At 34.8% G+C, this 24,003-nt stretch carries 20 protein-coding genes and 1 pseudogene; 12 read left to right on the top strand and 9 right to left on the bottom strand.

What is annotated here, in order from left to right; translation table 11 throughout:
• Window positions 1-32: 32 nt before the first annotated feature.
• Both YWA_RS0109750 and YWA_RS0109745 read right to left on the bottom strand, forming a co-directional pair.
• On the bottom strand, window positions 33-1,538 hold the full coding sequence (locus YWA_RS0109750) for a PH domain-containing protein (protein ID WP_026718723.1): 1,506 nt from the start codon (window positions 1,536-1,538) through the stop codon (window positions 33-35).
• Entirely contained in the window at window positions 1,538-2,053 is a 516-nt protein-coding gene (locus YWA_RS0109745) for a PH domain-containing protein (RefSeq protein ID WP_026718722.1), read from the bottom strand. Before YWA_RS0109745 ends, YWA_RS0109750 begins: the two co-directional genes overlap by 1 nt.
• A 287-nt stretch (window positions 2,054-2,340) precedes the next feature.
• Between YWA_RS0109745 and YWA_RS0109740 the strand changes: the two genes are divergently transcribed.
• Both YWA_RS0109740 and YWA_RS0109735 read left to right on the top strand, forming a co-directional pair.
• Window positions 2,341-3,243 carry an outer membrane beta-barrel protein gene (locus YWA_RS0109740; RefSeq protein ID WP_022828327.1) on the top strand — a complete coding sequence of 301 codons (903 nt, stop codon included), beginning with the start codon at window positions 2,341-2,343 and terminating at the stop codon, window positions 3,241-3,243.
• Window positions 3,244-3,579: 336 nt separating this feature from the next.
• The gene (locus YWA_RS0109735) at window positions 3,580-5,919 is read left to right on the top strand and encodes a patatin-like phospholipase family protein (RefSeq protein WP_022828326.1); all 2,340 of its coding nucleotides are present in this window, start codon (window positions 3,580-3,582) and stop codon (window positions 5,917-5,919) included.
• A gap of 103 nt (window positions 5,920-6,022) precedes the next feature.
• On the opposite strand, the gene YWA_RS0109730 is transcribed toward YWA_RS0109735, so the two are convergent.
• Window positions 6,023-6,862 (bottom strand): 1,4-dihydroxy-2-naphthoyl-CoA synthase, encoded by an 840-nt coding sequence (locus YWA_RS0109730; RefSeq protein ID WP_022828325.1) that lies wholly within the window; start codon window positions 6,860-6,862, stop codon window positions 6,023-6,025.
• 60 nt (window positions 6,863-6,922) lie between these two features.
• Between YWA_RS0109730 and YWA_RS14910 the strand changes: the two are divergent.
• Together YWA_RS14910 and YWA_RS14905 are read left to right on the top strand one after the other, a co-directional pair.
• Window positions 6,923-8,038 (top strand): annotated as a pseudogene (locus YWA_RS14910) (C1 family peptidase).
• A 32-nt stretch (window positions 8,039-8,070) separates the two neighbouring features.
• Entirely contained in the window at window positions 8,071-8,472 is a 402-nt protein-coding gene (locus tag YWA_RS14905) for a PH domain-containing protein (protein ID WP_169627254.1), read from the top strand.
• Window positions 8,473-8,553: 81 nt separating this feature from the next.
• On the opposite strand, the gene YWA_RS0109715 is transcribed toward YWA_RS14905, so the two are convergent.
• On the bottom strand, window positions 8,554-9,408 hold the full coding sequence (locus tag YWA_RS0109715) for a CvfB family protein (RefSeq protein ID WP_022828323.1): 855 nt from the start codon (window positions 9,406-9,408) through the stop codon (window positions 8,554-8,556).
• A gap of 451 nt (window positions 9,409-9,859) precedes the next feature.
• A complete protein-coding gene (gene menD / locus YWA_RS0109710; protein WP_022828322.1) occupies window positions 9,860-11,515 on the bottom strand; it encodes a 2-succinyl-5-enolpyruvyl-6-hydroxy-3-cyclohexene-1-carboxylic-acid synthase in 1,656 nt (551 codons plus the stop codon).
• 182 nt (window positions 11,516-11,697) lie between these two features.
• On the opposite strand from menD, the gene YWA_RS0109700 reads away from it, so the two are divergent.
• Complete coding sequence (locus YWA_RS0109700; protein WP_022828320.1) at window positions 11,698-12,192, top strand: GNAT family N-acetyltransferase; 495 nt, start codon at window positions 11,698-11,700, stop codon at window positions 12,190-12,192.
• A 193-nt stretch (window positions 12,193-12,385) separates the two neighbouring features.
• Here the strand turns inward: YWA_RS0109700 and YWA_RS0109695 are convergent, their stop codons facing one another.
• Complete coding sequence (locus tag YWA_RS0109695) at window positions 12,386-12,976, bottom strand: glutathione peroxidase (protein ID WP_022828319.1); 591 nt, start codon at window positions 12,974-12,976, stop codon at window positions 12,386-12,388.
• 194 nt (window positions 12,977-13,170) lie between these two features.
• Between YWA_RS0109695 and YWA_RS0109690 the strand changes: the two genes are divergently transcribed.
• Entirely contained in the window at window positions 13,171-13,701 is a 531-nt protein-coding gene (locus YWA_RS0109690) for an RNA polymerase sigma factor (RefSeq protein ID WP_022828318.1), read from the top strand.
• The gene (locus tag YWA_RS0109685) at window positions 13,701-14,489 is read left to right on the top strand and encodes an anti-sigma factor (RefSeq protein ID WP_026718720.1); all 789 of its coding nucleotides are present in this window, start codon (window positions 13,701-13,703) and stop codon (window positions 14,487-14,489) included. The genes YWA_RS0109690 and YWA_RS0109685 overlap by 1 nt, the downstream gene beginning before the upstream one ends.
• A 343-nt stretch (window positions 14,490-14,832) precedes the next feature.
• Here the strand turns inward: YWA_RS0109685 and ccsA are convergent, their stop codons facing one another.
• Window positions 14,833-17,982: a cytochrome c biogenesis protein CcsA gene (ccsA, locus tag YWA_RS0109680; RefSeq protein ID WP_022828316.1), complete on the bottom strand. Its 3,150-nt coding sequence runs from the start codon at window positions 17,980-17,982 to the stop codon at window positions 14,833-14,835.
• Window positions 17,983-18,259: 277 nt separating this feature from the next.
• On the opposite strand from ccsA, the gene YWA_RS0109675 reads away from it, so the two are divergent.
• Complete coding sequence (locus tag YWA_RS0109675; protein ID WP_022828315.1) at window positions 18,260-19,024, top strand: Rossmann-like and DUF2520 domain-containing protein; 765 nt, start codon at window positions 18,260-18,262, stop codon at window positions 19,022-19,024.
• Entirely contained in the window at window positions 19,008-19,535 is a 528-nt protein-coding gene (locus tag YWA_RS0109670; protein ID WP_022828314.1) for a KdsC family phosphatase, read from the top strand. Before YWA_RS0109675 ends, YWA_RS0109670 begins: the two co-directional genes overlap by 17 nt.
• 16 nt (window positions 19,536-19,551) lie before the next feature.
• Here the strand turns inward: YWA_RS0109670 and YWA_RS0109665 are convergent, their stop codons facing one another.
• Together YWA_RS0109665 and YWA_RS14900 are read right to left on the bottom strand one after the other, a co-directional pair.
• Window positions 19,552-19,896, bottom strand: coding sequence for a type II toxin-antitoxin system PemK/MazF family toxin (locus YWA_RS0109665; protein WP_022828313.1), 345 nt, complete (start codon window positions 19,894-19,896; stop codon window positions 19,552-19,554).
• A gap of 34 nt (window positions 19,897-19,930) precedes the next feature.
• Window positions 19,931-20,119, bottom strand: a complete 189-nt coding sequence (locus tag YWA_RS14900; RefSeq protein ID WP_022828312.1) for a hypothetical protein — start codon at window positions 20,117-20,119, stop codon at window positions 19,931-19,933.
• 254 nt (window positions 20,120-20,373) lie between these two features.
• Here YWA_RS14900 and YWA_RS0109655 point away from each other — a divergent pair, with 254 nt between their 5' ends.
• The 3 genes from YWA_RS0109655 (at window position 20,374) to YWA_RS14895 (ending at window position 23,989) form a co-directional block, all read left to right on the top strand.
• Entirely contained in the window at window positions 20,374-21,588 is a 1,215-nt protein-coding gene (locus tag YWA_RS0109655) for an RsmB/NOP family class I SAM-dependent RNA methyltransferase (RefSeq protein WP_022828311.1), read from the top strand.
• Window positions 21,589-21,700: 112 nt separating this feature from the next.
• Window positions 21,701-22,762 carry an endonuclease gene (locus YWA_RS0109650; RefSeq protein ID WP_022828310.1) on the top strand — a complete coding sequence of 354 codons (1,062 nt, stop codon included), beginning with the start codon at window positions 21,701-21,703 and terminating at the stop codon, window positions 22,760-22,762.
• 132 nt (window positions 22,763-22,894) lie between these two features.
• Window positions 22,895-23,989 (top strand): endonuclease, encoded by a 1,095-nt coding sequence (locus YWA_RS14895; RefSeq protein WP_022828309.1) that lies wholly within the window; start codon window positions 22,895-22,897, stop codon window positions 23,987-23,989.
• Window positions 23,990-24,003 lie beyond the last annotated feature (14 nt).

Here is a 24,003-nt window from a genome sequence, read left to right as displayed (position 1 = left end):
ATTTTCTTAATTAAAATTAATTATTTTTGGATTTACATCCAATTTATATTTTTAGTTTCTACCGTGTACAACCACAAATTAACATAGTTTTTTACGGTTGTAAAATTTCCTAGCGAAAAGTGAACGTCTCCTCCTGCTGTATGAATTGTCAACGAACCAATATCAGGTCCTTTGTGCCAAAATAATTGCGAAGTTGTCACTGCTTGAATTTTTCCTATTTCGATAATGCGGTTGTCAACATCCCAAGCGCCACTTTGAATGTTGATGTAATTATCACTCACAAAAAGACGGTTATTACGATAACTAAAGATCAAAATAATTGCCACAAAGATAGTATATCCCACCGCTACAAATGCATAATCAAACGCTAAAGGTTCGAGATAGGTTCCGAATCCAAAGTAGAACGAAAGCGGTATAATTATTCCAAGGAAAAAAGAAAATCCCAGTCGACGCCAGTTGGGTTTCATCATCACACCTTTTTCAGGAATGGTATTGAAAATCAATTTTAGAATGTCGTTTTTTTCATTTTCATTACATCCCGGAATTTCCGTAACATCTTTTTTTGTTTCTAATTCGCCGCTACTTGCTTGCTGGATTTTTATCTCTAATATATCCATTTTTCGTTGAAAAAAATTGCGAGTAATGGTTGTGATTTGGACTTTCTCAGGTTTGATAATCGTTCCTTTTGTATTGAACAAACCATAACTTAAAAGTAGAGAACCTTTCTGTTTTGATATTGTAAAATCAAAAAACTTTACAACTGTCCGAACAATATTAACTACTAAAACAATTGCAATCAAAATGATTCCAACAATTAAAACCGCTCGCAAAATGCTTTGTGTAGCAAAAAAATCGTCGAGCTGACTGCCGTCTAAATAATCAGTTTCAGAAAAGTTACGCAGATTTTCTTGTACATAACTGTAGAAAAGAAATAGTAGTCCAATGCTTCGCAAGTAGTTAGAAGTAATTCCGATTTTCAGTAAAGTAAGCAAGCTGATTTTAATAAACGGTTTCGGCTCTTGAGAAGCAATCGGCGGTACGTCCAAATTTAAAGAATAATCTTGAAGGACCTTCTTTTCATTATCCAACAATCTTGATTTCAACGCCAAAGCTAAGTTATGAGAAATGGCTTTAATAGAACCTTCTTTTTTCGCACTTCCTGCCGTATCCACTTCTAGGGCATAAACACCAATAATTTTCTGAATCAGCGACTGATTGATATTCACTTGTTGAATTTTCTCTAACTGAATGGCCGTTTTTGTTTTATTAAAAATGCCTTCGCTGATGATAAACTCTTCATTTTCTTCGTCAATATAAAAGGTAAAGTTGAGATATTGAAAATAGGCAAAAACAGCAAGCAAAGCTATTCCTACAAACAATCCCGGAATTACTAAAAGTAAATTTAAGTTTTCACTCTTGACATAAAACAACACCAAAAGCGGAAAAAACACTCGTACTAATTTCTGCAACGAGTAGAAAAACATCACTAAAATTCCGACTTTAGATTGTCTTTGCGGTTGATTAAAAGAAGCTATCATTAGAGTTGTTGTTGAATTTTACCCATCAACAATTGCTTTATTTTCTCGGCTTGCTCCTTTTCAATACCTGGGATTTTAATGTCACTTGAACTTCCGCCAGCAGTAAAAATCTCTACTTTGGCTAAGCCAAAATAGCGCGACAACCAACCTTCGTGCAAAGCGACGTGTTGAACCCGATTGTAAGGAATAATAATTGTATTTGTGGCGATAATACCGTTTTTAAAAAGAACGTCGTGTTCCCGAAAAGCAAAACCTTTTTTCACAAAACTGATGCGTGAAAATACAAAAGTGATCGCGATTATCACTCCTAAAGTGATCACGAGGTAAATTGCTTCTTTGCGGAATTCATCGACCAAGTAGTACACTATTCCCAGTCCAATACTTAAAATAGCTACGGTAATAAAAAGATTAATCAGGACAACTTTCCAATAATTAGGCTCAAGTTTTTGAAACGCTACGGTTTCAAAACGAGGTAATTGCTTAATATCGATTGTATTATTTGAAAATTGCTCCATTAAATTGTAATTAGTAAATAAATTATGTTTTGCTTGATTCAATGTCAATTATCGGCAATGGACCACTGTTTAACAAGGTAAAAGTACAAAAAAATAAACTTCTAAAAATTACACGATTGTCCTTTGGTTTCATCAAAAATAACGTGTTGTCATTGGAATTACTAAATTGTTAAGATTATTATAATAAGAAAAAACCTTCAATTCAAATTTCTTACCTTCCATCGTGCCTTGAAATACGAGAAATTTAAGGTAAGAGAAAATAGATCAGTAATATAAAAATTAGTAAAATGAAAAAGACATGTGTTTTTTTATTCACATTGGTTGCAATAACTGCAAGTACAAAGACAATAGCTCAGGAATTTTATGTTCGAGGCGGCGGTGGATACTCCATGGAATCTGGAAAAACAGAATTTAATAATGCGGATCCAAATGGATTGACGATGATACAGCAATCCACAGATGTCACTGTTAATGCTGATGGAAGCCAGAGAATAAAAGCCTTAAATGGAACTTTGGGAAGTGGTTTCAAAGCGAACTTAACCTTCGGTTATATGTTCAATCCATATATCGGGGCTGAACTTGGATTTAACTATTTTACTGGTGAAGAAAAAACGATCGGAAAATTAACGAGTCCACTGATGCAGTCGGAAGCCAAAGCACACCTTCAAGGGTTAGACTTAATGCCAGCGCTTTATATTACTCCAGCGTTTAGCAAATTAAATCCATACGCAAGAATCGGATTTTTAATTCCTGCTGTGGGGAAATTATATATTGACAGCGATGCATATGCTCCAAACGCCGGAGGTCCGGGAGTTGACGTAAATGTCAGCGCGAAAACGGAAGTAACAGCGAAATTCAGTTTGGGTTATGCTGGCGCTTTAGGTGTGACTTATCCAATAGGACCGCGACTTCATGTCTTTGGCGAGTTTGAATTCAAAAATTTAAGCATAAAAAGCAAAACTGCAGAAATAAAAGAATACGAAACGACTGCAATAACTCCTAACGGAACTGTATTCGTTCCGGGGCAACAATTGGCAGATTTACCTAAAAATGAAACCCATTTTGAATTTTCAGATGATTATACTCAAGGCGTTTCTGACCCAAATTCTGTTCGGAAAATTCCAACACAATTTGTAAATGCAAGTGGTATTGGATTCAATTTTGGTGTGCGGTATAGTTTTGGCAGGTAGAACTTCGTAAAATATTTTATAAAGTTAAAAACTGCATAGCGAGAGCATTCTTGTTATGCAGTTTTTATTTTTAAATTTGAATCAAAAAACTTTCATTATACTACTGTTGCCTAAAAATTTAAAAATACCCGGCATATATAGGTTTAAAAAATGATAGCCACAAGTGAAATTAATTGAATTAAATAGTAGACTTTTGCACTTTCTATTATATAATTTCAGATGCTTTATTGACAAATATTATTTGCAACACATTAAATTTTTATTTCACAAAATATAGTATCTTTAATTTTGTTTCTAAATTTTCACACCACTTACTTCACGAATAACCAACAAATTATGAGAAAAGGTTTCTCTTCAAAAAACATTTTGTTTTATATCGCAACATGTGCTTCTATTCTGTTTTCTTTTAACGGATTTGCACAACAAAAAAAACCTAAAATAGCGTTAGTCCTGAGTGGCGGTGGTGCAAAAGGTATCGCACATATTCCTTTGTTGCAAACATTGGATTCGTTAAACATTGTTCCCGATTTAATTGTAGGAAACAGCATGGGAAGTGTCGTTGGTGGACTTTATGCAATGGGTTATTCTGGTGACAGTATTGCCGCTATCGTCAAACAAGCAAATTGGGAAGAACTAATAGGAGGACGTGTCTCTTTAAAAAATGTGAGTGTTGAAGAAAAAACCGAATTCAATCGCTACTTAGTGGAGATGGATTATGTCAAAGGGAAAGTAGGAATTGGAAAATTTCTTCTAAACGATCAAAATTTGAGACAGTTTATATCCTTGCTTACTTTTCCAAGTTACAATATTGACGATTTTGATAAATTGCCAATTCCCTTTCGAGCAGTGGCTACAGATATCGTAAATGGAAGAGTTGTGGTTTTAAAAAGTGGGTCACTAGCAATTGCCATGCGTGCCAGTATGTCGTTACCAGGCGTATTTTCTCCTGTTCCTTTTAAGGAAACTTTGTTAGTTGATGGTGCAATTTTAAATAATTTCCCTGTTGATGTTGCTAAAGATATGGGAGCCGATTTTATAATTGGTAGCGATGTAGGTGATGGAATGATGGGCAAAAAGGAATTAGAAAGTATATCGTCATTGTTGTTTCAGGCCGGAATGATGAGCAGTCATTTAAAGAATCCAAAAAATCGTGAACTTTGCGATATTTTAATCAATCACACGGAACACTTAACGTATGGAACAACAGATTTTCAAAGAAATCAAGAGATTTATAAAGAAGGAAAATTAGGAGTCGCCGACAATCGTGAGGCACTTTTAGCACTCTCAGAACGTTTAAAAGACTACAGAAAAGAAACGGTTGAAATTCCATTTGTTAGAGAACAAATGCGTCTTGACACAATCGTTTACAAAGGTATTAGTAGGACAAACATGCCGTTAGTTAAAGCGCGAACCAATATCAACAGCGGGCAAATTTACACCAAACAAGAACTTATTGATGGTATTAATAGTGCGATGGGTACCACAATTTTTAGCCAAATAACATTTGAACCATTTTCAAAAAGCGGAAAACTAGGGTTGCAATTTAATGGTTTTGAACGGTCGAAACATCAAGTAAAAGGTTCGCTACATTACGACAGTTTTCATGGAGTAGGTATTCTTGTCAACTACACAGGAAGAAATATTTTAGGTGCGGCATCACGTTCATTAGTTACACTTGATGTGGCAGAACAGCCTCGATTTAGAGTGCAACATCAGAAAAATTTTGGAGACGACAGAAATTGGTGGTGGCGAACGGAAGCTTTAGGACAAAGATTAACACATGAGGCTTACCTCAACAACCGAAAGGAAGACGAAGTACGTTACCGTTATTTTGAATTTGAAAATCAGGTCAATCGAAACATAACCTCAATGACCAGCTATGTTGGTTTTAACGTCAATTATCAAAATTCTTATTTAAAACCAAAGTTGACTCCTGAAGTTGGAGGAACTTCATTAAAGCTAAAATCATATTCGTTAGACGTAATTCAAGTTGGAGCTCATTTTGTGTACAATACATTAAATATGACTTCATTCCCAACGGATGGTGCTTCATTTAAAGTGAATTTTAGCAGATCAGTCAACAATAAAGTGGAAATGCAATTTTCAGATTCTAATGCACCTAAAGAAAATGGTTCACTTGCAAATTTCAGCAAAGTAGGTTTAGACTATGAAAAGCGATTCCCGTTGAATGGAAGAATCACAGCGATTCTTGGTGCTACAGGAAATTTCTTAGTGGTAGATGATGAAGAAGGCAATGATGTGTCGTTTTCGAAATTTGGACTAGGAGCTAAATATACACTTGGAGGAAATCAACCAGATCCAAGAAAAGACAATTTTGCACTATCTGGGATTCAGCAAGGTGAAATTTTCGCTACTCAATTCACTAAAATAAATCTGGGATTGCAGTATAACTTTAAACCAAAATTATACGCGATCCCTCATGTTGATATGGCTTTAATAGGATTCGGCAGTTTAAATAATTACGTTAATAATATGATTCCGGCGAAAGGCCACTGGCAAGATTATAACGACGTAAGTTTCTTATTCACTTCTGGTGTAACTTTAGGTTACAACTCCATTTTGGGACCTGTTACTTTTGATGTTTCTTGGGTCAACGATGTCAATAAAGTACGTGTATTTTTCGGCGTAGGGTTCCCTTTGAATCGTTCCAATTAAAAATTTTTTTCCATACAAAAAAAGCAATTGTAGTCGTGATCTAAATCATTAGCTACAATTGCTTTTTTTTATTCCATTAAATACTTCTTTACGTTCTATCGATTTAAGGAAGGTATTTTTTTTCGAAATTGGGTTTTCTCTTTTCTAAAAATGCATTTCTACCCTCTTTTGCTTCTTCAGTCATATAGGCCAAACGAGTTGCTTCTCCAGCAAAAACTTGTTGACCTACCATTCCATCATCAGTCAAGTTCATTGCGAATTTCAGCATTTTAATAGATGTTGGCGATTTTGCTAAAATTTCTTGAGCCCATTCAAAAGCAGTATCTTCTAACTCATCATGCGGAATGACTGCATTAACCATTCCCATGTCAAAAGCTTCTTGAGCCGAATAATTTCTTCCTAAAAAGAAAATTTCACGTGCTCTTTTTTGTCCCACCATTTTTGCTAAATAAGCCGAACCGTAACCTCCGTCAAAACTGGTAACATCAGCATCCGTTTGCTTGAAAATTGCGTGTTCTTTACTGGCCAACGTCAAATCGCAAACGACGTGCAAACTGTGTCCTCCACCTACAGCCCAACCGGGAACCACACAAATGACTGCTTTTGGCATAAAACGAATCATCCGTTGCACATCAAGAATATTTAATCTGTGGTAACCATCTTCTCCTACATAACCTTGAGCTCCTCTGGCTTTTTGATCTCCACCACTGCAAAAAGAATATATTCCGTCTTTAGAACTTGGTCCTTCTGCCGAAAGTAAAACCACACCAATCGACGTATCTTCCTGGGCATCATGAAACGCTTGGATTAATTCGGCGGTTGTTTTTGGTCGGAAAGCATTTCGAACGTCGGGACGATTAAAAGCAATTCGCGCTACTCCGTCGCATTTTTTATAAGTGATGTCTTCAAAATCTTTAACAGTTTTCCAATTTATAGTTGCCATTTTTATCTTATTTTAGCGTAAAAATAATACTTTTAGTTCTTATTAAAAATTAAATACATCATGAAAACACATTTCATAACGATCGCCTTAATGTCTTTCGCCTTCTCTGTTTCAGCTCAAAAATATGAATTTCAAACCATAAAAGACATTGATGCAGAACCGGTAATTTCACAAGGAAATACAGGAACGTGTTGGAGTTTTTCATCAACTTCATTTTTAGAAGCTGAAATCACGCGAACAACTTGAAAGAAAATAGACTTGTCTGAAATGTACAATGTGCGTCATACGTATCCTAAAAAAGCATGGAATTATGTGATGCGACAAGGGAAAGCACAGTTTGGCGAAGGCGGATTAAATCATGATGTAATTAACAGCGCGAGAATTGCTGGAATGGTGCCGCAAAGTGTTTATCCAGGATTAGTGGGTACAAGTTCAAAATACGACCATTCAAAAATGGTAGAAGAATTAGAAGTGGTAGTTAAAAAGCATGCCAATCCTGATGTGAAAGTAGATCCAATTTGGAAGTCTGAAGTAAGTGCTATTTTAGATAAATATATGGGTCAAGATATCACCGAATTCACTTTCGAAGGCAAGAAATACACTCCAAAAACTTTCTTGGAAATGACCAAATTGAAACTTGATGACTACGTGACGATTACTTCTTTCACCAACGAACCATATTATAAAACCTTTGTTTTAGACGTTCCAGATAATTTTTCTAACGGTTCTTTTTACAATTTACCTTTAAATGAATTTGTAAGCAATATTGACAATGCTTTGGAAAAAGGCTACACGTTAGCACTAGATACCGACGTTAGCGAAAAAACATTTTCAAGCAAATACGGTATTGCAGTAATCCCCGAAAACGAGAGTGATGAAACAACCATTTTGACCGAAATCAAAACAGAGAAAAAAATTACTCCTGAATTTCGCCAACAAGAGTTTGAAAACTACAATACAATGGACGACCATTTGATGCATATTGTGGGAAAAGTAAAAGATCAAAAAGGAAACGAATATTATAAAGTGAAAAATTCGTGGGGAAGTGACGAAAAGTATATCGGTCATGCAGGCTATATTTACATGAGCGTTCCTTATTTAAAACTGAAAGCCATTTCGGTACTAGTACATAAAAATGCATTGTTGAAAAACACTAAAAAAGAATTGAATTTGTAATGAAAGTTTTCAAATCCTCAAAAAATTATATAATGGTAAGTCTGCTTTGGCTTATCATTATTTTTTTATTGGCAATTCCTTTTATACCTGAAAGCGAATTAGATGTTGAAAAATTACCAATTTTCGGAATAGTAATTCTATATTTAATAACAGGAATGTTGGTTTGGATTTTATTAGATACCAAATATAAAATCGACCGAAATATATTATCATATTATTCAGGGCCAATCCGTGGAAAAATCGAAATCTCAAAAATTAGAAAGGTGGAATATTGGAATAAATGGTACAGCAATAGCCTTTTAAAACCCGCATTAGGAAATAATGGACTGATTATTTACTATGATAAATTTGCAGACATCTACATTTCACCAAAAGACAAGGAAGAATTTATTGTCGCTTTACGCGAAATTAATCCAGATATAGAAGTAGTTTAATGTTGACTTTTCAAAATTACACTAATAAAAAAAGCCGTTTTTAGCATTAAAAACGGCTTTCTTACTTTCTATACTTAATATTTACTCTTTTACCAAGTAAATTCCGTCGTCTTTAATTTCGATAATTTTATCTCTATACAAAGCGCCAACTGCTTTTTTGAATGTTTTCTTACTCATTTGCAATACCGTTTTGATGTCTTCTGGATGACTGTTATCGTTCAAACGTAAGAAACCGCGACTTGCACGAAGTTCATCTAAAATGCGTTCTGCATTCGGCTCGATGCGTTCGTAACCAATTTTTTCAAGGGAAACATCAATTTTATTATCAGGTCGAATATGTTTGATATAACCTCTCAAACGATCTCCCGTACGAATTGAATCATCAAAAACCTCATCTTTATAAAGCAAACCTTTGTACTGTTCATTGATAATTACGTTGATTCCGATATCGGTAATGTGCGAAACAATTAGTTCAACTTCTTCGCCACGTTCTACCGTTAAGTTGTCGTTGTTTAAAAACTGATTTGTTTTACTTGACGCAACCAAACGATTTGTTTTCTCGTCCATGTACAAATAAACCAAGTAACGCTTTCCTTTTTCCATCGGACGTGCTTGCTCTTTGAACGGAACTAGAATATCTTTCTCCATTCCCCAATCCATAAAAGCACCTACTTGATTAACGTAATTTACACGTAAAAGCGCAAATTCATTTAGTAAAATGTACGGCTCTAAAAGTGTGGCAACCGGACGTTCTTCATGATCCAGATAGATGAAAACGGTTAAGTCCTGACCAAATTCAAATTCATGCGGTACATATTTATTCGGTAATAAAATGTCGTGAATTCCCTCCGGATCCTCTTCTGGATTACCTAAAAAGAGTCCCACTTTTGTATCCCGTAATATTTGTAGCGTATTGTATTTTCCTATTTGAATCATAATCTTATTTTCTAAAGTGCAAAGGTACAAACTTTATTCGCTTTTGGTTTCAAGGAATTTGAGTAAAAGTTTAGCAACGAATTGCATGAATTATCACGAATTACTTCTATTGAATAATTAGAAGAAATTTATTGATTTTAAAGAAGGTAATGTGATTTTGAATTTTACACAGATTGCAAGAATGTGCACAGATTATATTTCTTTGCAATATCCCACGGTTGAAACCGTGGACAATATTCTGATATTTTGCAGACTAAAAAATTAGTTCGAGGAAAGCACATATCCTCACACGAATACTAAAACTAAACACATTCAACAGTTAAAACCGTGGGCAATATTCTGGTATTTTGCCAACTACAAATCGAACAGAAATTAGCTAAAATTTTTATACATTTTTCTCTATACCTCAACATTGGCTACGGTTTTAACCGTGGTGCTATAAATAGACTAATTAAACTAACTCCTTAAAAAACTGAAGCAAAATACCATCATTTAATAAAGTAGGTGTAAAGACTTCTAAAATCGCAGGTTTGTCATTTTCCGAAAAGAACGTTTCTAAATTCTCCTTTAAATTAGTTTCGTTTGAAGCCGTATAATAATTGAACTGAAACATTTTAGCTAAATGTTCGCCGGTAAAACAATGCGATGTTTCAAAAAACCGATTGAAAACGGGCGTTTCTTCGTGACCTGGCAAAATCCTAAAGATTCCTCCTCCTCCATTATTCACAAGAATAATTTTAAAGTTCTTAGGAATGTATTGATTCCATAAAGCATTACTATCGTACAGAAAACTGATGTCACCGGTTATCAAAACAGTTTGCTGAGTTGACGCAAAAGCAGCTCCAATTGCCGTTGAACTCGAACCGTCAATTCCGCTTGTTCCGCGGTTACAGAAAACACTTATACTCGGATGAATATCAATTAACTGTGCATAACGAATCGGTGAACTATTACTAATTTGCAACATCGAATTTTGCGGCAAATGCGGCATTATCAACTCAAAAGCTTTGAAGTCTGAAAATGGAATTTTCGATAAATAAATATCCTGCTTCATCTGACGCAGTTTCTTAATTCCATCTATTTCTGATTTATAATTACTTTCTACATTTTGCGAAAGCGGTATAAATTGCTCAAAAAATAAATTAGGTTCTGTTTTGAAATGATGCGTCAAAGCGCCAAAAGTATCGTACGCCCTGAATGGATCAATGTGCCAATGTTCTGTTGGTTTGTACTTTCGTAAAAATGCTTTAATCCGTTTTGAAACTACCATTCCGCCAAAAGTTACTAGAATTTCAGGTTGAAAATGCGCGAAATCTTCTGCTGTAAAAGGCGTAATAATGGTGTCAATATTATTGATAAAAGTTTCGTCGTGCAAGTTGGATGTCGTTTCCGTCAACACAACGATCGAAGGATCATTTGCCAACCAATCAATTATATTTTGCTGAATTGCTTTTGGGAAATTCACGCCAACTAACACTAATTTTTTAGTTGCAGCATTCCATTTTTTTGCAAATTTAGACAAATTTTCTGATTCTAGAACGGGTTGGATTTCAGAAATAATTTCACTTTTCACCACTAAATCTTCCGTAGTTTCATATAGAGGTTCTTCGAAAGGAACATTGATGTGAACTGGACCTTTTTCTAAAATCGCTTTTGAAATGGCTTCATTAATGAGTTGGTCGTTTTCAATAGAAACATTTTCATTCAAATTGGCATTGAACAAACTATGATTTGCAAAAACATTTTCTTGGCGAATGGTTTGGCCGTCGCCAATATCAATTTTATCGTGGGGACGATCTGCGGAAACTACGATTAACGGAATTTGACTGAAAAAAGCTTCCGCGAAAGAGGGATAATAATTCAGCAATGCCGAACCTGAAGTACACAAAAGCGCCACCGGTTTTTGAGTTTGTTGCGCAATTCCTAAAGCGAAAAAAGCAGCTGAACGTTCATCAGCGATACTTAAACATTCGAAGGTATTGTTACTTGCAAAACCGATGGTTAGAGGCGCATTTCGAGAACCTGGAGAAATGACAATTTGATGGATTCCTCGTGCGGCAAATATCTCAATAATACTTTGTGCCAAAGGAATTTTCGGATAAATCATAGAACTGAATTTGAAATACAAATTTACTAAATATACCTTTGAAGTGCCGTATGGTTTAGGATTAAATTTAACAGTGTTGAACGATGGATTTAGTCCGCTAAATAGTAATTTTGAATTTGTTGAAGATTTTTCAAAAGTTAAAGCTCACTAAAATAGTTCAACAAAAAAATTAATACTTTTTCATGGAATATACTCTTCGTAAAGCAACACAATCCGACCTTGATTCAATTTTAGAAATTGTAAATCACGCTATTGCAAATACAACTTCAATTTATGATTATGATGCACGAACTTTAGAACAACAAGCGCTAATTTTTGAAACTAAAAAAGCAAACGGCTTTCCTACATTTGTTATCGAATCAAACAATGAAATTTTAGGATTTGGAACGTACGATACGTTTAGAACTAAAATTGGCTATCGATTCACTGTTGAACATTCTGTTTATGTAAAGGAAGGTTTTGCTGGAAAAGGAATCGGAGCACTTTTATTGCAAAAATTGATTGACACCGCAAAAGAAGAAAATTACCACATTATGATCGGCGTTATTGATGCTTCAAATGAAAATAGCATTAAATTTCATGAACGTTTTGGCTTTCAATCGATGGGCATTTTAAAGGAAGTTGGTTTTAAATTTGACCGTTGGCTAGATGCGAATTTGATGACACTTAAGCTTTAGGAAGGTTGAAGGTTGTAGGTTGTATGTTCTAGGTTGTAAGTTTGAGCAACTTTGTGGTGAGTGTTCACTGGTCAGTTTTTTTCATGGTCAGTTGCGCAACATTGGTGCATAAAAAAACAGAAAACATCGATTTTTAATCTCCATTTTCTGTTCTTCACAATCTATATTCTTTATTCTATTATCTATATTCTTATTAAGCTTTAATCCAATCTACAATTTCAGGATCTGTCGGTAATGTTTTTGGACTAACTACTTTCGCTAAATGGCCGTTTTCGTCAATTAAGTATTTTTGAAAGTTCCATTGCACTTCTGAATCTTCTAAACCGTTTTTACTTTTCTTGGTTAAGAACTGGTAAATTGGCGCCATGTCAGCTCCTTTTACAGAAATTTTGTCCATCATTGGGAAAGTAACTCCGTAATTCTGCTTGCAAAACTCTGCGATTTCACCACTTGTTCCTGGTTCTTGAGATGCAAAATTATTCGCAGGAAAACCAATAATCACTAAATTTTTGTCTTTATATTGGTCGTAAATCGTTTGCAAATTTTCATATTGTGGTGTCAATCCGCATTTTGAAGCCGTGTTTACCACTAGAATTTTCTTGCCTTTCAACGAAGCAAAATCGAATTCTTTGCCTGTTAAATCCGTTACTTTAAATTGATAGATGCTTTGTTTTTCCATTGTTTGATCTGTTTTAACCGCTGACGTGTTTTTATTTTGAGCATTATTGTCCATACAACTTACTAACGAAAGTGCTGTAAATGCGAGAAAGAATAAATTTTTCATGAGTTCATATTTTTTATAAAATTAAACAAACCTCCTGCTAGTTTTGTGAAAGTAACCTTAAAATTTTCATTCAACATTAGTTAAAGATTTCAATCCGCGTTTAAATTAAGCTTCGAGACACCGAAATAGCTTGATTTTATCTATCTTTAAATTACCTTTAAAAAAATGTTTATGAAACAAACAAACTCGACATCATGACACAAGAAGAATTACTGCCTTTAATCTTAAAAAAAGACGACAAGGCTTTTACTTTAATGTATGATATGTATTCTAAAAATCTGTACGGCGTTATTTATAATTTGATAAACGACCGTGAGGAAGCGGAAGATGTATTGCAAGAAGTATTTGTAAAAATTTGGAAAAACATCGAACAGTATAACGTCAGTAAAGGAAGATTCTTTACCTGGATTATCAATATTGCTCGAAATACAACCATCGATAAATTACGTTCTAAAGGATTTAACAATAGCAAAAAAAACTTATCTTCTGATAATTTCGTACATCTACTTGACGACAGTAACAAACTGTCGCACATGATCGACAGCATTGGAATTCAAGAATTTGTAAAGAAGTTAAAGCCAAAGTGCATCCAAATAATTAACCTATTATTTTTTAAAGGTTATACCCAACAGGAAGCTTCGGACGAACTTGAAATTCCATTGGGAACGGTCAAAACGCAAAATAGAAATTGCATTAATGATTTAAGAAACTTTTTACAAGTATGATGGAAGTTAGAGCATATATCGAATCGGGTATTTTAGAACTCTACGTTTTTGGTACGCTAAGCGAATCAGAAACTGCAGAAGTAGCCCAAATGGCAGAAAAACATCCTGAAATTCAGGACGAAATTATTTCAATTGAGAAAGCCGTGATTAGCTTGTCGTATAGTATGGCACCGTATCTTTCGGCGTCCAATTACGACAGAATAAAAGCAAGCTTGATTGAAAAACACGCACCAAAAGTGGTGGAAATGAAACCAAAAAGCAATGCAATGTCTTACATTGGTTGGGCTGCAGCCGTATTACTGATGGCTGGATTTGCATGGCAATACACGCAATTGGATTCGGCTAAAAACCAAATTGCCTCTGTTGAAACTGAAAATGATACGTTGTCGAAACAATTAAACACCGTAAAATTAAATCAAACGCAAACCGAAAGTTTATTAGCAGTTGTTCGTGACCAGAACAACACGGTTGTCGCTCTTGGAGGTCAAGCGGTTTCGCCAGAATCTACCGCAAAAGTGTATTGGAATCAAGGCACACAGACGGTTTACGTAGATGCGGCAGGATTGCCAGAACCTCCTGAAGGATTTGTGTACCAAGTTTGGGCATTAAAACTAGATCCACTTACACCTACAAGCATTGGTCTTTTAGATAATTTTAAAGCAAACGATTCGCGTCTTTTTGCAGTTAACAATGCCAGTGGAGCAGAAGCTTTTGGAATTACTTTAGAACCAGCAGGAGGAAGTGTATCTCCTACATTAGAACAATTGTACACTTTGGGAAAAGTCTAAATATTTTAAAAAAAAACCAATTTAAAAGAGTCGAAAACTTTAAGAAATTGTATTAATACCATTAAGACATTAAGTGAATTAAGTCTTAATGGTTTTTTATTTGCTTCAACAATTGAAAGAAGAAGTAATTGAATTTTCTATAGACAATTTGATTTCCGCGTGAGGGGTTGAAGTGGAGCTCTTTATTGTATCGCCTTTTTGGGCGAGACAATAAAAGCGGGAGCGGAAGACCCGACCCTTGGGTCACGCCCAAATAATTTTAAAGGTATTTTATATAAATAATTAAAAGCAAAAAAGGGATTCAATTACAATTGAATCCCTTTTTTTATATCTAAAAGAAATACTATTTCTTATAATACTTTCTATACTTTGGATAACTAATCGCGCCAATAATGGTAATTACGATTACGGTTTCCCAAATCCAACTTAATGATTTAGCTTCACCTGTTGCATACGAATGCAAACCTACCAAGTGGAAATTTACTCCATAATAGGTAAATAAAATGGACAAGAACGCAAACATACTCATCAAGTTGAATACCCATTTACCTCTTAAAGCAGGAACAAAACGCATGTGAATTACAAAAGCGTAAACCATAATACTAATCAAAGCCCACGTTTCTTTTGGATCCCAACCCCAGTATCTTCCCCAACTTTCATTAGCCCATTGACCTCCTAAAAAGTTACCGATGGTTAACAAAATCAGTCCAATCGTCAAAGCCATCTCATTGATGTAAGTGATTTCTCGGATGTTTAATTCCATTACAACTTTGTTTTTCTCTGTTGTGCACAAAATTAATATCAACGAAACAAGTCCTAAAATCATTCCTAAAGCAAATGGTCCGTAACTGGCCACGATTACAGCAACGTGAATCATTAACCAATACGAATTTAACACCGGTTGCAACGTTGCAATTTCAGGATCTACCCAGTTGGCGTAAGCTGCCATTAAAATCATTGAAGTTACAAATGCAGACGATGCTACGGTCAATTTTGATTTAATGTCAAAAGCTAAACCAAAGAACATTGTAGCCCAAGCCACGTAAACAATGGACTCATAAGCGTTACTCCACGGAGCGTGACCAGCAATATACCATCTTCCTATCAATCCAACTGTATGTGCTAAAAATAATACGGCAATAAAAACATGCATGAAATTGACCAAGAATTTCAGTACTTTATTTTTCTCGTTGAAAATCTTAACCACTACTAAAAGGATCATTAAAATTCCTCCAATCATGTAGAGGAAAAACAAATTTTTGAAAATATTTATTTTATTGTACAGAATTTCCCAACTAATTTTATCATCAGATGGCATTACTTTCGATCCGAACTTTCTCTGAAATTTTTGAATTCCATCCAGATAAAAATCAGATTCTTTGTATTTACCGGTATTCGCGGCATTACTCAAAGACGCTAAATAAATAGGAATAATTTGTTTCGTGAAAGTCGAATCCATTCCTTTAATATTCGTCTCTCCTAATTCCGGATAAGAAACCCATTTGTTATTCGCATCATTTGGAATTGGGAAAATTTTCAAAATACTTCCAAATAAAGCCGAACTCAATAGATTTACTTTCTTATCCGTTTCTACGAAATCTTTTTGAAATTGATTTGGATTCGCCGTTTTGTAAGCCGCATCTAAATATGGAGACAATTTATAATTTCCCTTTTCGTCGAAGAAATTAATAAAAGCAGCCAACTTTTGATCGGCAGGAATTCCAATAATTTTACGCAAACTATCGTTACCCGTACTCATGTAAATCATTTGCACTTGGTACCACGCATTTGGAAATTGCGTCATCGACAAGAAAACCTGATCGGCATTCATTCCTTTGTACGTATCAGAATGACTCACTTTTCGCAATAATTCTGAGGAAAAAGTATTTACAGGTTTCATTCGACCTCCTGCATCTTGGACTACTAATTTACCAAATCGGCCTGCATGATCTTCTGAAACTTTATATTTCTGAATTAAAGAATCAATCGATTTTAAGTCAAATGGTTTTTCCTGATGCGGTTCTTGTGCAAAACCACTTAAACTCAATAGTAAAACGATTACAGTCAATTTCGCTTTTTTCAATTTTACTTTTTCTAATTTTCGTTTAATATCTGCAAAACGAGAATATTTGGTAAACATAATTGCCATCATAGCGAAGTATAATAAGAAGTAGCCAATGTACGTAATCCAAGTTCCCCAGAAATCACTGTTTACGGATAAAATCGTTCCTTTTTCGTCCTCGTCAAATTGCGCTTGAAAAAACCGATAACCTCTATAATCCAATACATGATTCATATAAATATGGTAATCAAATTTCTCCTCGCCATCAATAACTTCCACTTTACTTTCAAAGGTGGAATAACTTTTCTCTGTTCCAGGATATTTCTGTGCGATAAAATCATTCAGTTTTACCTTAAATGGCGTATTGTACACTTTACTTCCGTACATCAAAGTGAATTCTAAATCGCCCACTTTTACTACAGTCGGTACTCCCATTTTTCCTTTCGTTCCAACCAGTGTTACTTCCTTTTCCTCATTTCCAGAAGAAACTTTTAGCACAAGTGCGTCATCTGTTCGTACATCTTTGTAATCATTATTACTTTTGTAGGCTACTTTACCTTTCATCGGCTGATCAGGAAACACAAATTGTGCTCCACCTAAATTATAAAGTGATCGCATCATCAAAGGTTGGACGTCATTCATTGTCACTTTTCCTTTCAACTGATCGGACATTCGCATAAACTCGCCTTCAAATGGGGCTTGAATGGTATAAGGTTGTACTTCTGTGTTGATGTTAATTGCACCTTTTACATATTTATTCAAAGAAAACAGAACGTTATGTAAGTTTTCAACTTCACCTGATTTTAAATAATGTTCGTGTCGCGTACCATCACCAGATTCCACCATTTTCAGATATACAATTCCATTGGCATCTTTAACGATTTCTTGAGTGGCACCCATTACGAAATCTTGGTATTCAATTTTATAAGGTGTTTGGTCGAATTTACTATTTATGGAAAAATCATTATTCGTAGCCGGAGACATTAAAAGTGGATTTTCATGGGTCTTGCGTTTCATTTCGCCCAAATATTCGCCATCCACAAAAATAGTAAGGAATGTTTTGTCCGATAAAAATTCATTTGACATTTCACCTTCACGAATAGGCATCATCCCTTCATGACTGATGTATCTTGTAACAAAAGCACCTGCAAGAATGAAGATAAAAGACAAATGCAGCAGCAAAGACGCCCATTTTTCTTTTTTATGCAATTGGTAACGCTTGATATTTCCGATGAAATTGACCATGAATAAAAACATGATTGCTTCAAACCACCAGGCATTGTAAACCATGATTCGAGCAGTATCAGTATTGTATTTACTTTCTATAAAAGTTCCAGCTGCCATTGCAACAGCAAACGAAACAAATAAAAGAGCCATTAAACGTGTTGAAAAGAAAATGGAGCCGAGAACCGAAACTATTTTTTTATCCATTGTAGTGGAAATTAGATTTTTATAAGTTGTGCAAAAGTACGCAAAAATGTTAGCATTGTCCTAAAACAAAAGGCGACCAAATCTTAAATAATCCTTAAAAGAAATAGGGGAAATCCAAAATATTTTCGGGAGATAAAAAGTTAAGTCACATTGAAAATCACATGTTTTTCGAACTATTGTACAAGATTTTTACTAATTTATAATGGTTGAAATTAAAAAATGCATGGTTGAAATTATTATAACTGATAAATCCTTATTTTTTGAATAATTTTGCGGTATGGTAAAAATCACTATCATTGGCTACGGAAATGTAGCGCAACATTTAATTCATGCATTCCAGCAGCAATCAGACGTTGTTATTGAGCAGGTTTATTCTCGGAATTACGAAGATGGAAATCGTATCGATTCATCATTGAACTTCACTTCTAATTGGGACGATTTAGTTCCGACTGATCTGTTTATCATAGCCGTTTCAGATGATGCCATTGCTGAAGTTTCCTTACATTTTCCTTTGAAAAACCAACTCGTAGTGCATACTTCGGGAAGCGTTTCTTTAGAACAAATAAGCAACCACAACCGAAGAGGTGTTTTTTATCCGTTGCAGACTTTTACAAAAGGCAAGAATGTTGATTTTTCTCAGATTCCAATTTGCATTGAAACTGAATTCAGTGCTGATTTAGAAATCTTGAAAAAATTAGCCCAAGTAATTTCAGAGAAAACACATATTATTAATTCACAACAGCGACGAGCACTTCATGTAGCTGCGGTTTACGTAAATAATTTTGTAAATCACCTGTACCAAATTGGCAACGAAATTTGCATAGAAAATCAAATTCCATTCAGCATTTTACAATCTTTGATAAAAGAAACTGCTTCTAAAATCGAAACATTGTCTCCTGTTGAAGCACAAACAGGTCCTGCAAAAAGAAACGACCAACAAACGATTGAATCGCATTTGGACTTTTTAGAACCAAATAAGATGCAGCGAAATATTTATAAATTATTAACTGAATCCATCCAAAGCAATGGCAAAGAGCTATAAAGAAACTTTAAACGACATTACCACTTTTATTTTTGACATTGACGGCGTTTTAACCGACAGTTCTGTTCACGTTTCTCAGACCGGAGAAATGTTGCGAATCATGAATATCCGAGATGGATTTGCAATGAAGGCGGCTATTGAAAGCGGTTACAATGTCTGTATTATTTCGGGTGGTTCCAATGAAGGTGTAAGAATCCGACTCCAAAATTTAGGAATTAGCGAAATCCATTTAGGTTCTTCAGACAAAGTGAAAACATTTAAACAATATACAGAAGCCTACACCATCAATCCGGAACACGTACTTTATATGGGCGACGATATTCCCGATTATCACGTGATGCAATTAGTTGGCTTACCCACTTGTCCACAAGATGCGGTTTCTGAAATTAAATCGATTTCAAAATACATTTCCCACATAAATGGAGGAAAAGGAGCTGTTCGTGAAGTTATCGAACAAGTCATGAAAGTCCAAGGAAAATGGAATACGTATTTTGACGGCAAACACGACTAAATTTTAATCTAATTTTTTACTCTAAATCAAGTAAAATCGTAATGTTTTCCTTTACTTTCTGAATCATATCTTCAGGAAGTTTCCCTACTTTCTCAATCAGTCTTTTATTGTCAAGTGCTCGAATTTGATCGATCATTACGTCGAAGTCCTGCGTCAAATTAGCCATACCCGATTTTAAATGTACCCGTAAAATATCAAAATCTTCTTTTACAATATCAGTCAAAGGACAAATTACCGTTGTTGCATGCGGAATAGCATTTAATAAATTGGTCTGCATTACTAACACAGGACGCTTTTTATCTCCTTCTGTTCCCAGTTGCGGATTAAAATCAGCAATCCAAATTTCAAATTGATTTACCATCTTGACATATTATTTAATTTATTAAAGGATAATTTTACCAAAACTTTTTGGACAAATCCGATTCCACTTTTAATTTCTTTTCGATCAGTTCTCTTTTTTGAATTTTGTTGTAAAACTCAAGTGCTTCGTTAATGTACTTATTTCGAGAGATGGCCCTTTGACTGAGAATCCGCTCTGTATCTTCGAAAATGGACTGTTCTAACTTTAAAGATATTGCTTTCATATATTTAAATTTTATACCACAAATATATATTAAAATTAACTACTAAAAAGAGAAAAATAAAAAATTTACTTATTTTATAGTATATTTTAGTAGTTAATATGGATATATTTAATAATATCAATTACTACTACTATAAATCTTTTTCTTAAGATTTATCTATTGAAAAGTTATGTATTTTTTGGTATAATATCTCCTCTAAATACTGAAATTTATCAACAAAAAAAAAATGTACCTTTGCAAATCAAATACAAAGAATGAGATTACACAGAAATTTAGTTTACACAACTATTGATTCATTAAATGCAATTTTTAATGAAGGAGAATATGCAGACAAAGTAGTAGCGCGAGCTTTAAAAAAAGACAAACGTTGGGGAAGCCACGATCGTAAGTTCGTTGCGGAAACAATTTATGAAATAGTACGTTGGAAAAGATTGTATGCAGAGATTGCAGATGTAAAAGAACCGTTTGACCGTGAGGATTTATGGAGGATGTTTGCTGTTTGGGCAGTTTTGAGAGGTTACCCAATACCGGATTGGCGCCAATTAGATGGAACGCCGGAGCGAAAAATCAAAGGCCGTTTTGACGAGCTTTCTAAAAACAGAGTTTATAGAGAATCTATTCCAGACTGGATGGACGAACTTGGCGTAAAAGAATTAGGCGAAGAAAAATGGAGCAAAGAAATTGCTGCACAAAACCAACCTGCAAAAGTTATTCTGAGAGTCAATACTTTAAAGACTACAAAAGAAGCACTTCGCGCCATATTAATGGATTTAGACATTGATACTGAATTCGTCAAAGGACACGACGATGCATTGGTTTTAAAAGAAAGAGCAAATGTGTTTTTGACGGACGCTTTTAAAAACGGATTCTTTGAAGTGCAAGATGCAAATTCACAATTAGTAGCTGCTTTTCTAGACGTTAAACCAGGAATGAGAGTTGTTGACACTTGTGCTGGTGCTGGTGGAAAAGCACTTCATATGGCTTCATTGATGGAAAACAAAGGCCAGTTGATTGCAATGGATTTGTACGAAAGCAAACTGAAGCAGTTGAAAATTAGAGCGAAGAGAAACGGTGCTTTCAACATTGAATATAAAATTATTGATTCGACGAAAGTCATCAAGAAGTTGCAAGAAAAAGCAGATCGCGTTTTGATTGACGCACCTTGTAGCGGATTAGGAGTTTTAAAAAGAAATCCAGATGCGAAGTGGAAACTGCAGCCGGAATTTATTGACAACATCAAAAAAGTCCAAGCTGAAGTTTTAGAAAGCTATTCTCGAATTGTAAAACCCGGTGGAAAGCTGGTTTATGCAACTTGTTCCGTTTTACCTTCCGAAAATCAAGAGCAGGTGGAAAAATTCTTAAAAACCGATAATGGTAAGAAATTCACCTTCATAAAAGACCAAAAAATATTAGCGTCGGAATCCGGTTTTGACGGATTTTATATGGCACTTTTAGAACGAAAAGAATAACAATAAAAACAAATCGCCCTTTCGCTTTTTTAACTACCTAATTATTAGTTGTTAAAAAAGTAAAAGGGCGAAATTATTCCCATATATTTGTTTCCCTTAATTTGAAAAGAAAATGAAAAAAAATTACACTTTTTTGCTTTTATTAGTATCAGTTGTATTATTCGCTCAAGCGCCAGCAAACTATTATAACAATGCAACTGGAACTGGATATACCTTGAAAACCCAGTTGAAAACAATTATTAGTACTGGCGCGATTGACAAAGGATACGCTGCTTTGTGGAACCTGTATTACACTTCTGATGTTCGAGCCGATGGAAAAGTATGGGACATGTATTCAGACTGTAATATGACTTTTGGAACCGACCAAGACACAGGAAGTAGCGGAACATCACAATGTCAAAAATACAACCGCGAACATTCTTTTCCAAAAAGTTGGTTTAATGATGCTGCTCCAATGGTAAGTGACGCATATCATATTCTTCCCGCTGACAAATACGTTAACGGAGTTAGAGGGAATTTTGCCTATGGAATTGTTGGAACTGCAAATTTCACTTCATTTAATGGATCCAAGAGAGGAAATAACATAGCTCCTGGAGCTCCAAGTGCGATAGTTTTTGAGCCAGCGGACGAATTTAAAGGCGATTTTGCACGTATTTATTTCTACATGGCTACAAGATATCAAGATGTAGTAGCAAACTGGACCGGAAATGATTCAGATGGCGACTCGATGCTCGATGGAACCAGCAACAAAGTTTTTTCGCAATGGACATTAGACATGCTTTACCAATGGCATATTGCAGATCCTGTGAGTGTTAAGGAAACAAACAGAAATAATGTTGTTTATAACTATCAAAACAATCGAAATCCATTTGTTGATCATCCAGAATATGTTGCAATAATTTGGGGCGCTTCACTTTCTACAACTCAATTTAATACAATTGCTGCTGTTACTGTTTATCCAAATCCATCAAATGATCATCGCATCAATATTAGTTATGAAGACACTATTGATGAAATTCAACTAATCAATGTTAATGGTCAAATTATGCAGCAAATTACTAAACCTGCATCAAGTAACAGTACGTACACTATTGAAAATATCCCTACTGGATTCTATTTTTTACGTCTTTCAAATGGCGGTCAATCAGTAGTTAAAAAAGTAATCGTGAATTAACCTTTGCTGATCAAAATTTTTAAAACCAACGTATTACGCGTTGGTTTTTTTTATACAAATTCGTCAACAAATGTTAAATAACTTAAAAAACATAAATAATAAGTTACATTTGCTACCCTAAAATAGTTTCTAATGAAGAACAAAATTACTTTTCTTTTCCTATTAAATTCAATATTATTACTTGCACAACAAGGAGCTCCTGCAACATATTACAATGGATTCAACTGGAATCAAACAGGTACTTCCTTAAAAAATGCATTGAGTACAAAAATCATTTCAACGCATTCAAAACTCTTAAGCTATCAACAAGCAGAATATGCGATACAAGTTGTGGATTTAGATCCGCTTGATACTTCGAATACAAATGTACTACTTGTCTATGGGTTCAGTCCCTCAATTTGTCCTTCTTCAGTTGCAGATGACAACGACCATAGAAGAAGAAATAAAGATAGTGATGGCGGTGGCGCAACTTGCCAATGGAACCGCGAACATACTTACGCCAAATCTTTAGGAACGCCCAATCTAGGAACTGCAGGTGCTGGAGCTGATGCACATCATCTGAGAGCTGCTGACGTACAAAGAAATAGCGACAGAGGAAGTAAAAAATTCAGTGCAGGCTCAGGAAATTCACAAAGTTTAGGAGCCACTTGGTATCCTGGCGACGAATGGAAAGGCGATATTGCACGAATGATGATGTACATGTATTTGCGTTACGGAAACCAATGTTTGCCAAAAAATGTAGCTTCAGGAACTGTAAACGCATTAGATTCCAATATGATTAATTTACTGTTGCAATGGAACGCTCAAGATCCTGTTTCGACTTATGAAGACACAAGAAACACCTATCTAGGAAATGCTAATAATGCGTACGGTCAAGGAAATAGAAATCCATTTATTGACAATCCTTATTTAGCCACACTTATTTGGGGAGGACAAGTTGCCGAAAATCGCTGGCCAAACGTGTATCTAACAGCACCAATATTTGACTTGAACGACGACTTAGTGGTGTATCCAAATCCAACAAACAATCACAGGATTTCTATTGCTACTGAAATCAAATTGGACGAAATTCAACTAATCAATATCAATGGGCAAATCATGCAGCAAATCAAAAATCCTGCTGTAATCAATAATAGTTATTCTGTCGAAAATATTCCGCAAGGTTTTTATATTTTACGAATTACTGCGGACGATCAAACGGTGGTTAAGAAAGTAATTGTAAATTAAGAAAGTGTTTTAGG

The sequence above is a fragment of the Flavobacterium antarcticum DSM 19726 genome, assembly GCF_000419685.1.
Taxonomy (GTDB): domain Bacteria; phylum Bacteroidota; class Bacteroidia; order Flavobacteriales; family Flavobacteriaceae; genus Flavobacterium; species Flavobacterium antarcticum.
This window is presented reverse-complemented; position numbering and strand designations above follow the sequence as displayed.

Excerpts from the sequence above, each read along its gene's own strand:
- YWA_RS0109750 (WP_026718723.1), bottom strand. The coding sequence starts at position 1,538 with ATGATAGCTTCTTTTAATCAACCGCAAAGACAATCTAAAGTCGGAATT.
- YWA_RS0109745 (WP_026718722.1), bottom strand. The coding sequence starts at position 2,053 with ATGGAGCAATTTTCAAATAATACAATCGATATTAAGCAATTACCTCGT.
- YWA_RS0109740 (WP_022828327.1), top strand. The coding sequence starts at position 2,341 with ATGAAAAAGACATGTGTTTTTTTATTCACATTGGTTGCAATAACTGCA.
- YWA_RS0109735 (WP_022828326.1), top strand. The coding sequence starts at position 3,580 with ATGAGAAAAGGTTTCTCTTCAAAAAACATTTTGTTTTATATCGCAACA.
- YWA_RS0109730 (WP_022828325.1), bottom strand. The coding sequence starts at position 6,862 with ATGGCAACTATAAATTGGAAAACTGTTAAAGATTTTGAAGACATCACT.
- YWA_RS14905 (WP_169627254.1), top strand. The coding sequence starts at position 8,071 with ATGGTAAGTCTGCTTTGGCTTATCATTATTTTTTTATTGGCAATTCCT.
- YWA_RS0109715 (WP_022828323.1), bottom strand. The coding sequence starts at position 9,408 with ATGATTCAAATAGGAAAATACAATACGCTACAAATATTACGGGATACA.
- menD (WP_022828322.1), bottom strand. The coding sequence starts at position 11,515 with ATGATTTATCCGAAAATTCCTTTGGCACAAAGTATTATTGAGATATTT.
- YWA_RS0109700 (WP_022828320.1), top strand. The coding sequence starts at position 11,698 with ATGGAATATACTCTTCGTAAAGCAACACAATCCGACCTTGATTCAATT.
- YWA_RS0109695 (WP_022828319.1), bottom strand. The coding sequence starts at position 12,976 with ATGAAAAATTTATTCTTTCTCGCATTTACAGCACTTTCGTTAGTAAGT.
- YWA_RS0109690 (WP_022828318.1), top strand. The coding sequence starts at position 13,171 with ATGACACAAGAAGAATTACTGCCTTTAATCTTAAAAAAAGACGACAAG.
- YWA_RS0109685 (WP_026718720.1), top strand. The coding sequence starts at position 13,701 with ATGGAAGTTAGAGCATATATCGAATCGGGTATTTTAGAACTCTACGTT.
- ccsA (WP_022828316.1), bottom strand. The coding sequence starts at position 17,982 with ATGGATAAAAAAATAGTTTCGGTTCTCGGCTCCATTTTCTTTTCAACA.
- YWA_RS0109675 (WP_022828315.1), top strand. The coding sequence starts at position 18,260 with ATGGTAAAAATCACTATCATTGGCTACGGAAATGTAGCGCAACATTTA.
- YWA_RS0109670 (WP_022828314.1), top strand. The coding sequence starts at position 19,008 with ATGGCAAAGAGCTATAAAGAAACTTTAAACGACATTACCACTTTTATT.
- YWA_RS0109665 (WP_022828313.1), bottom strand. The coding sequence starts at position 19,896 with ATGGTAAATCAATTTGAAATTTGGATTGCTGATTTTAATCCGCAACTG.
- YWA_RS14900 (WP_022828312.1), bottom strand. The coding sequence starts at position 20,119 with ATGAAAGCAATATCTTTAAAGTTAGAACAGTCCATTTTCGAAGATACA.
- YWA_RS0109655 (WP_022828311.1), top strand. The coding sequence starts at position 20,374 with ATGAGATTACACAGAAATTTAGTTTACACAACTATTGATTCATTAAAT.
- YWA_RS0109650 (WP_022828310.1), top strand. The coding sequence starts at position 21,701 with ATGAAAAAAAATTACACTTTTTTGCTTTTATTAGTATCAGTTGTATTA.
- YWA_RS14895 (WP_022828309.1), top strand. The coding sequence starts at position 22,895 with ATGAAGAACAAAATTACTTTTCTTTTCCTATTAAATTCAATATTATTA.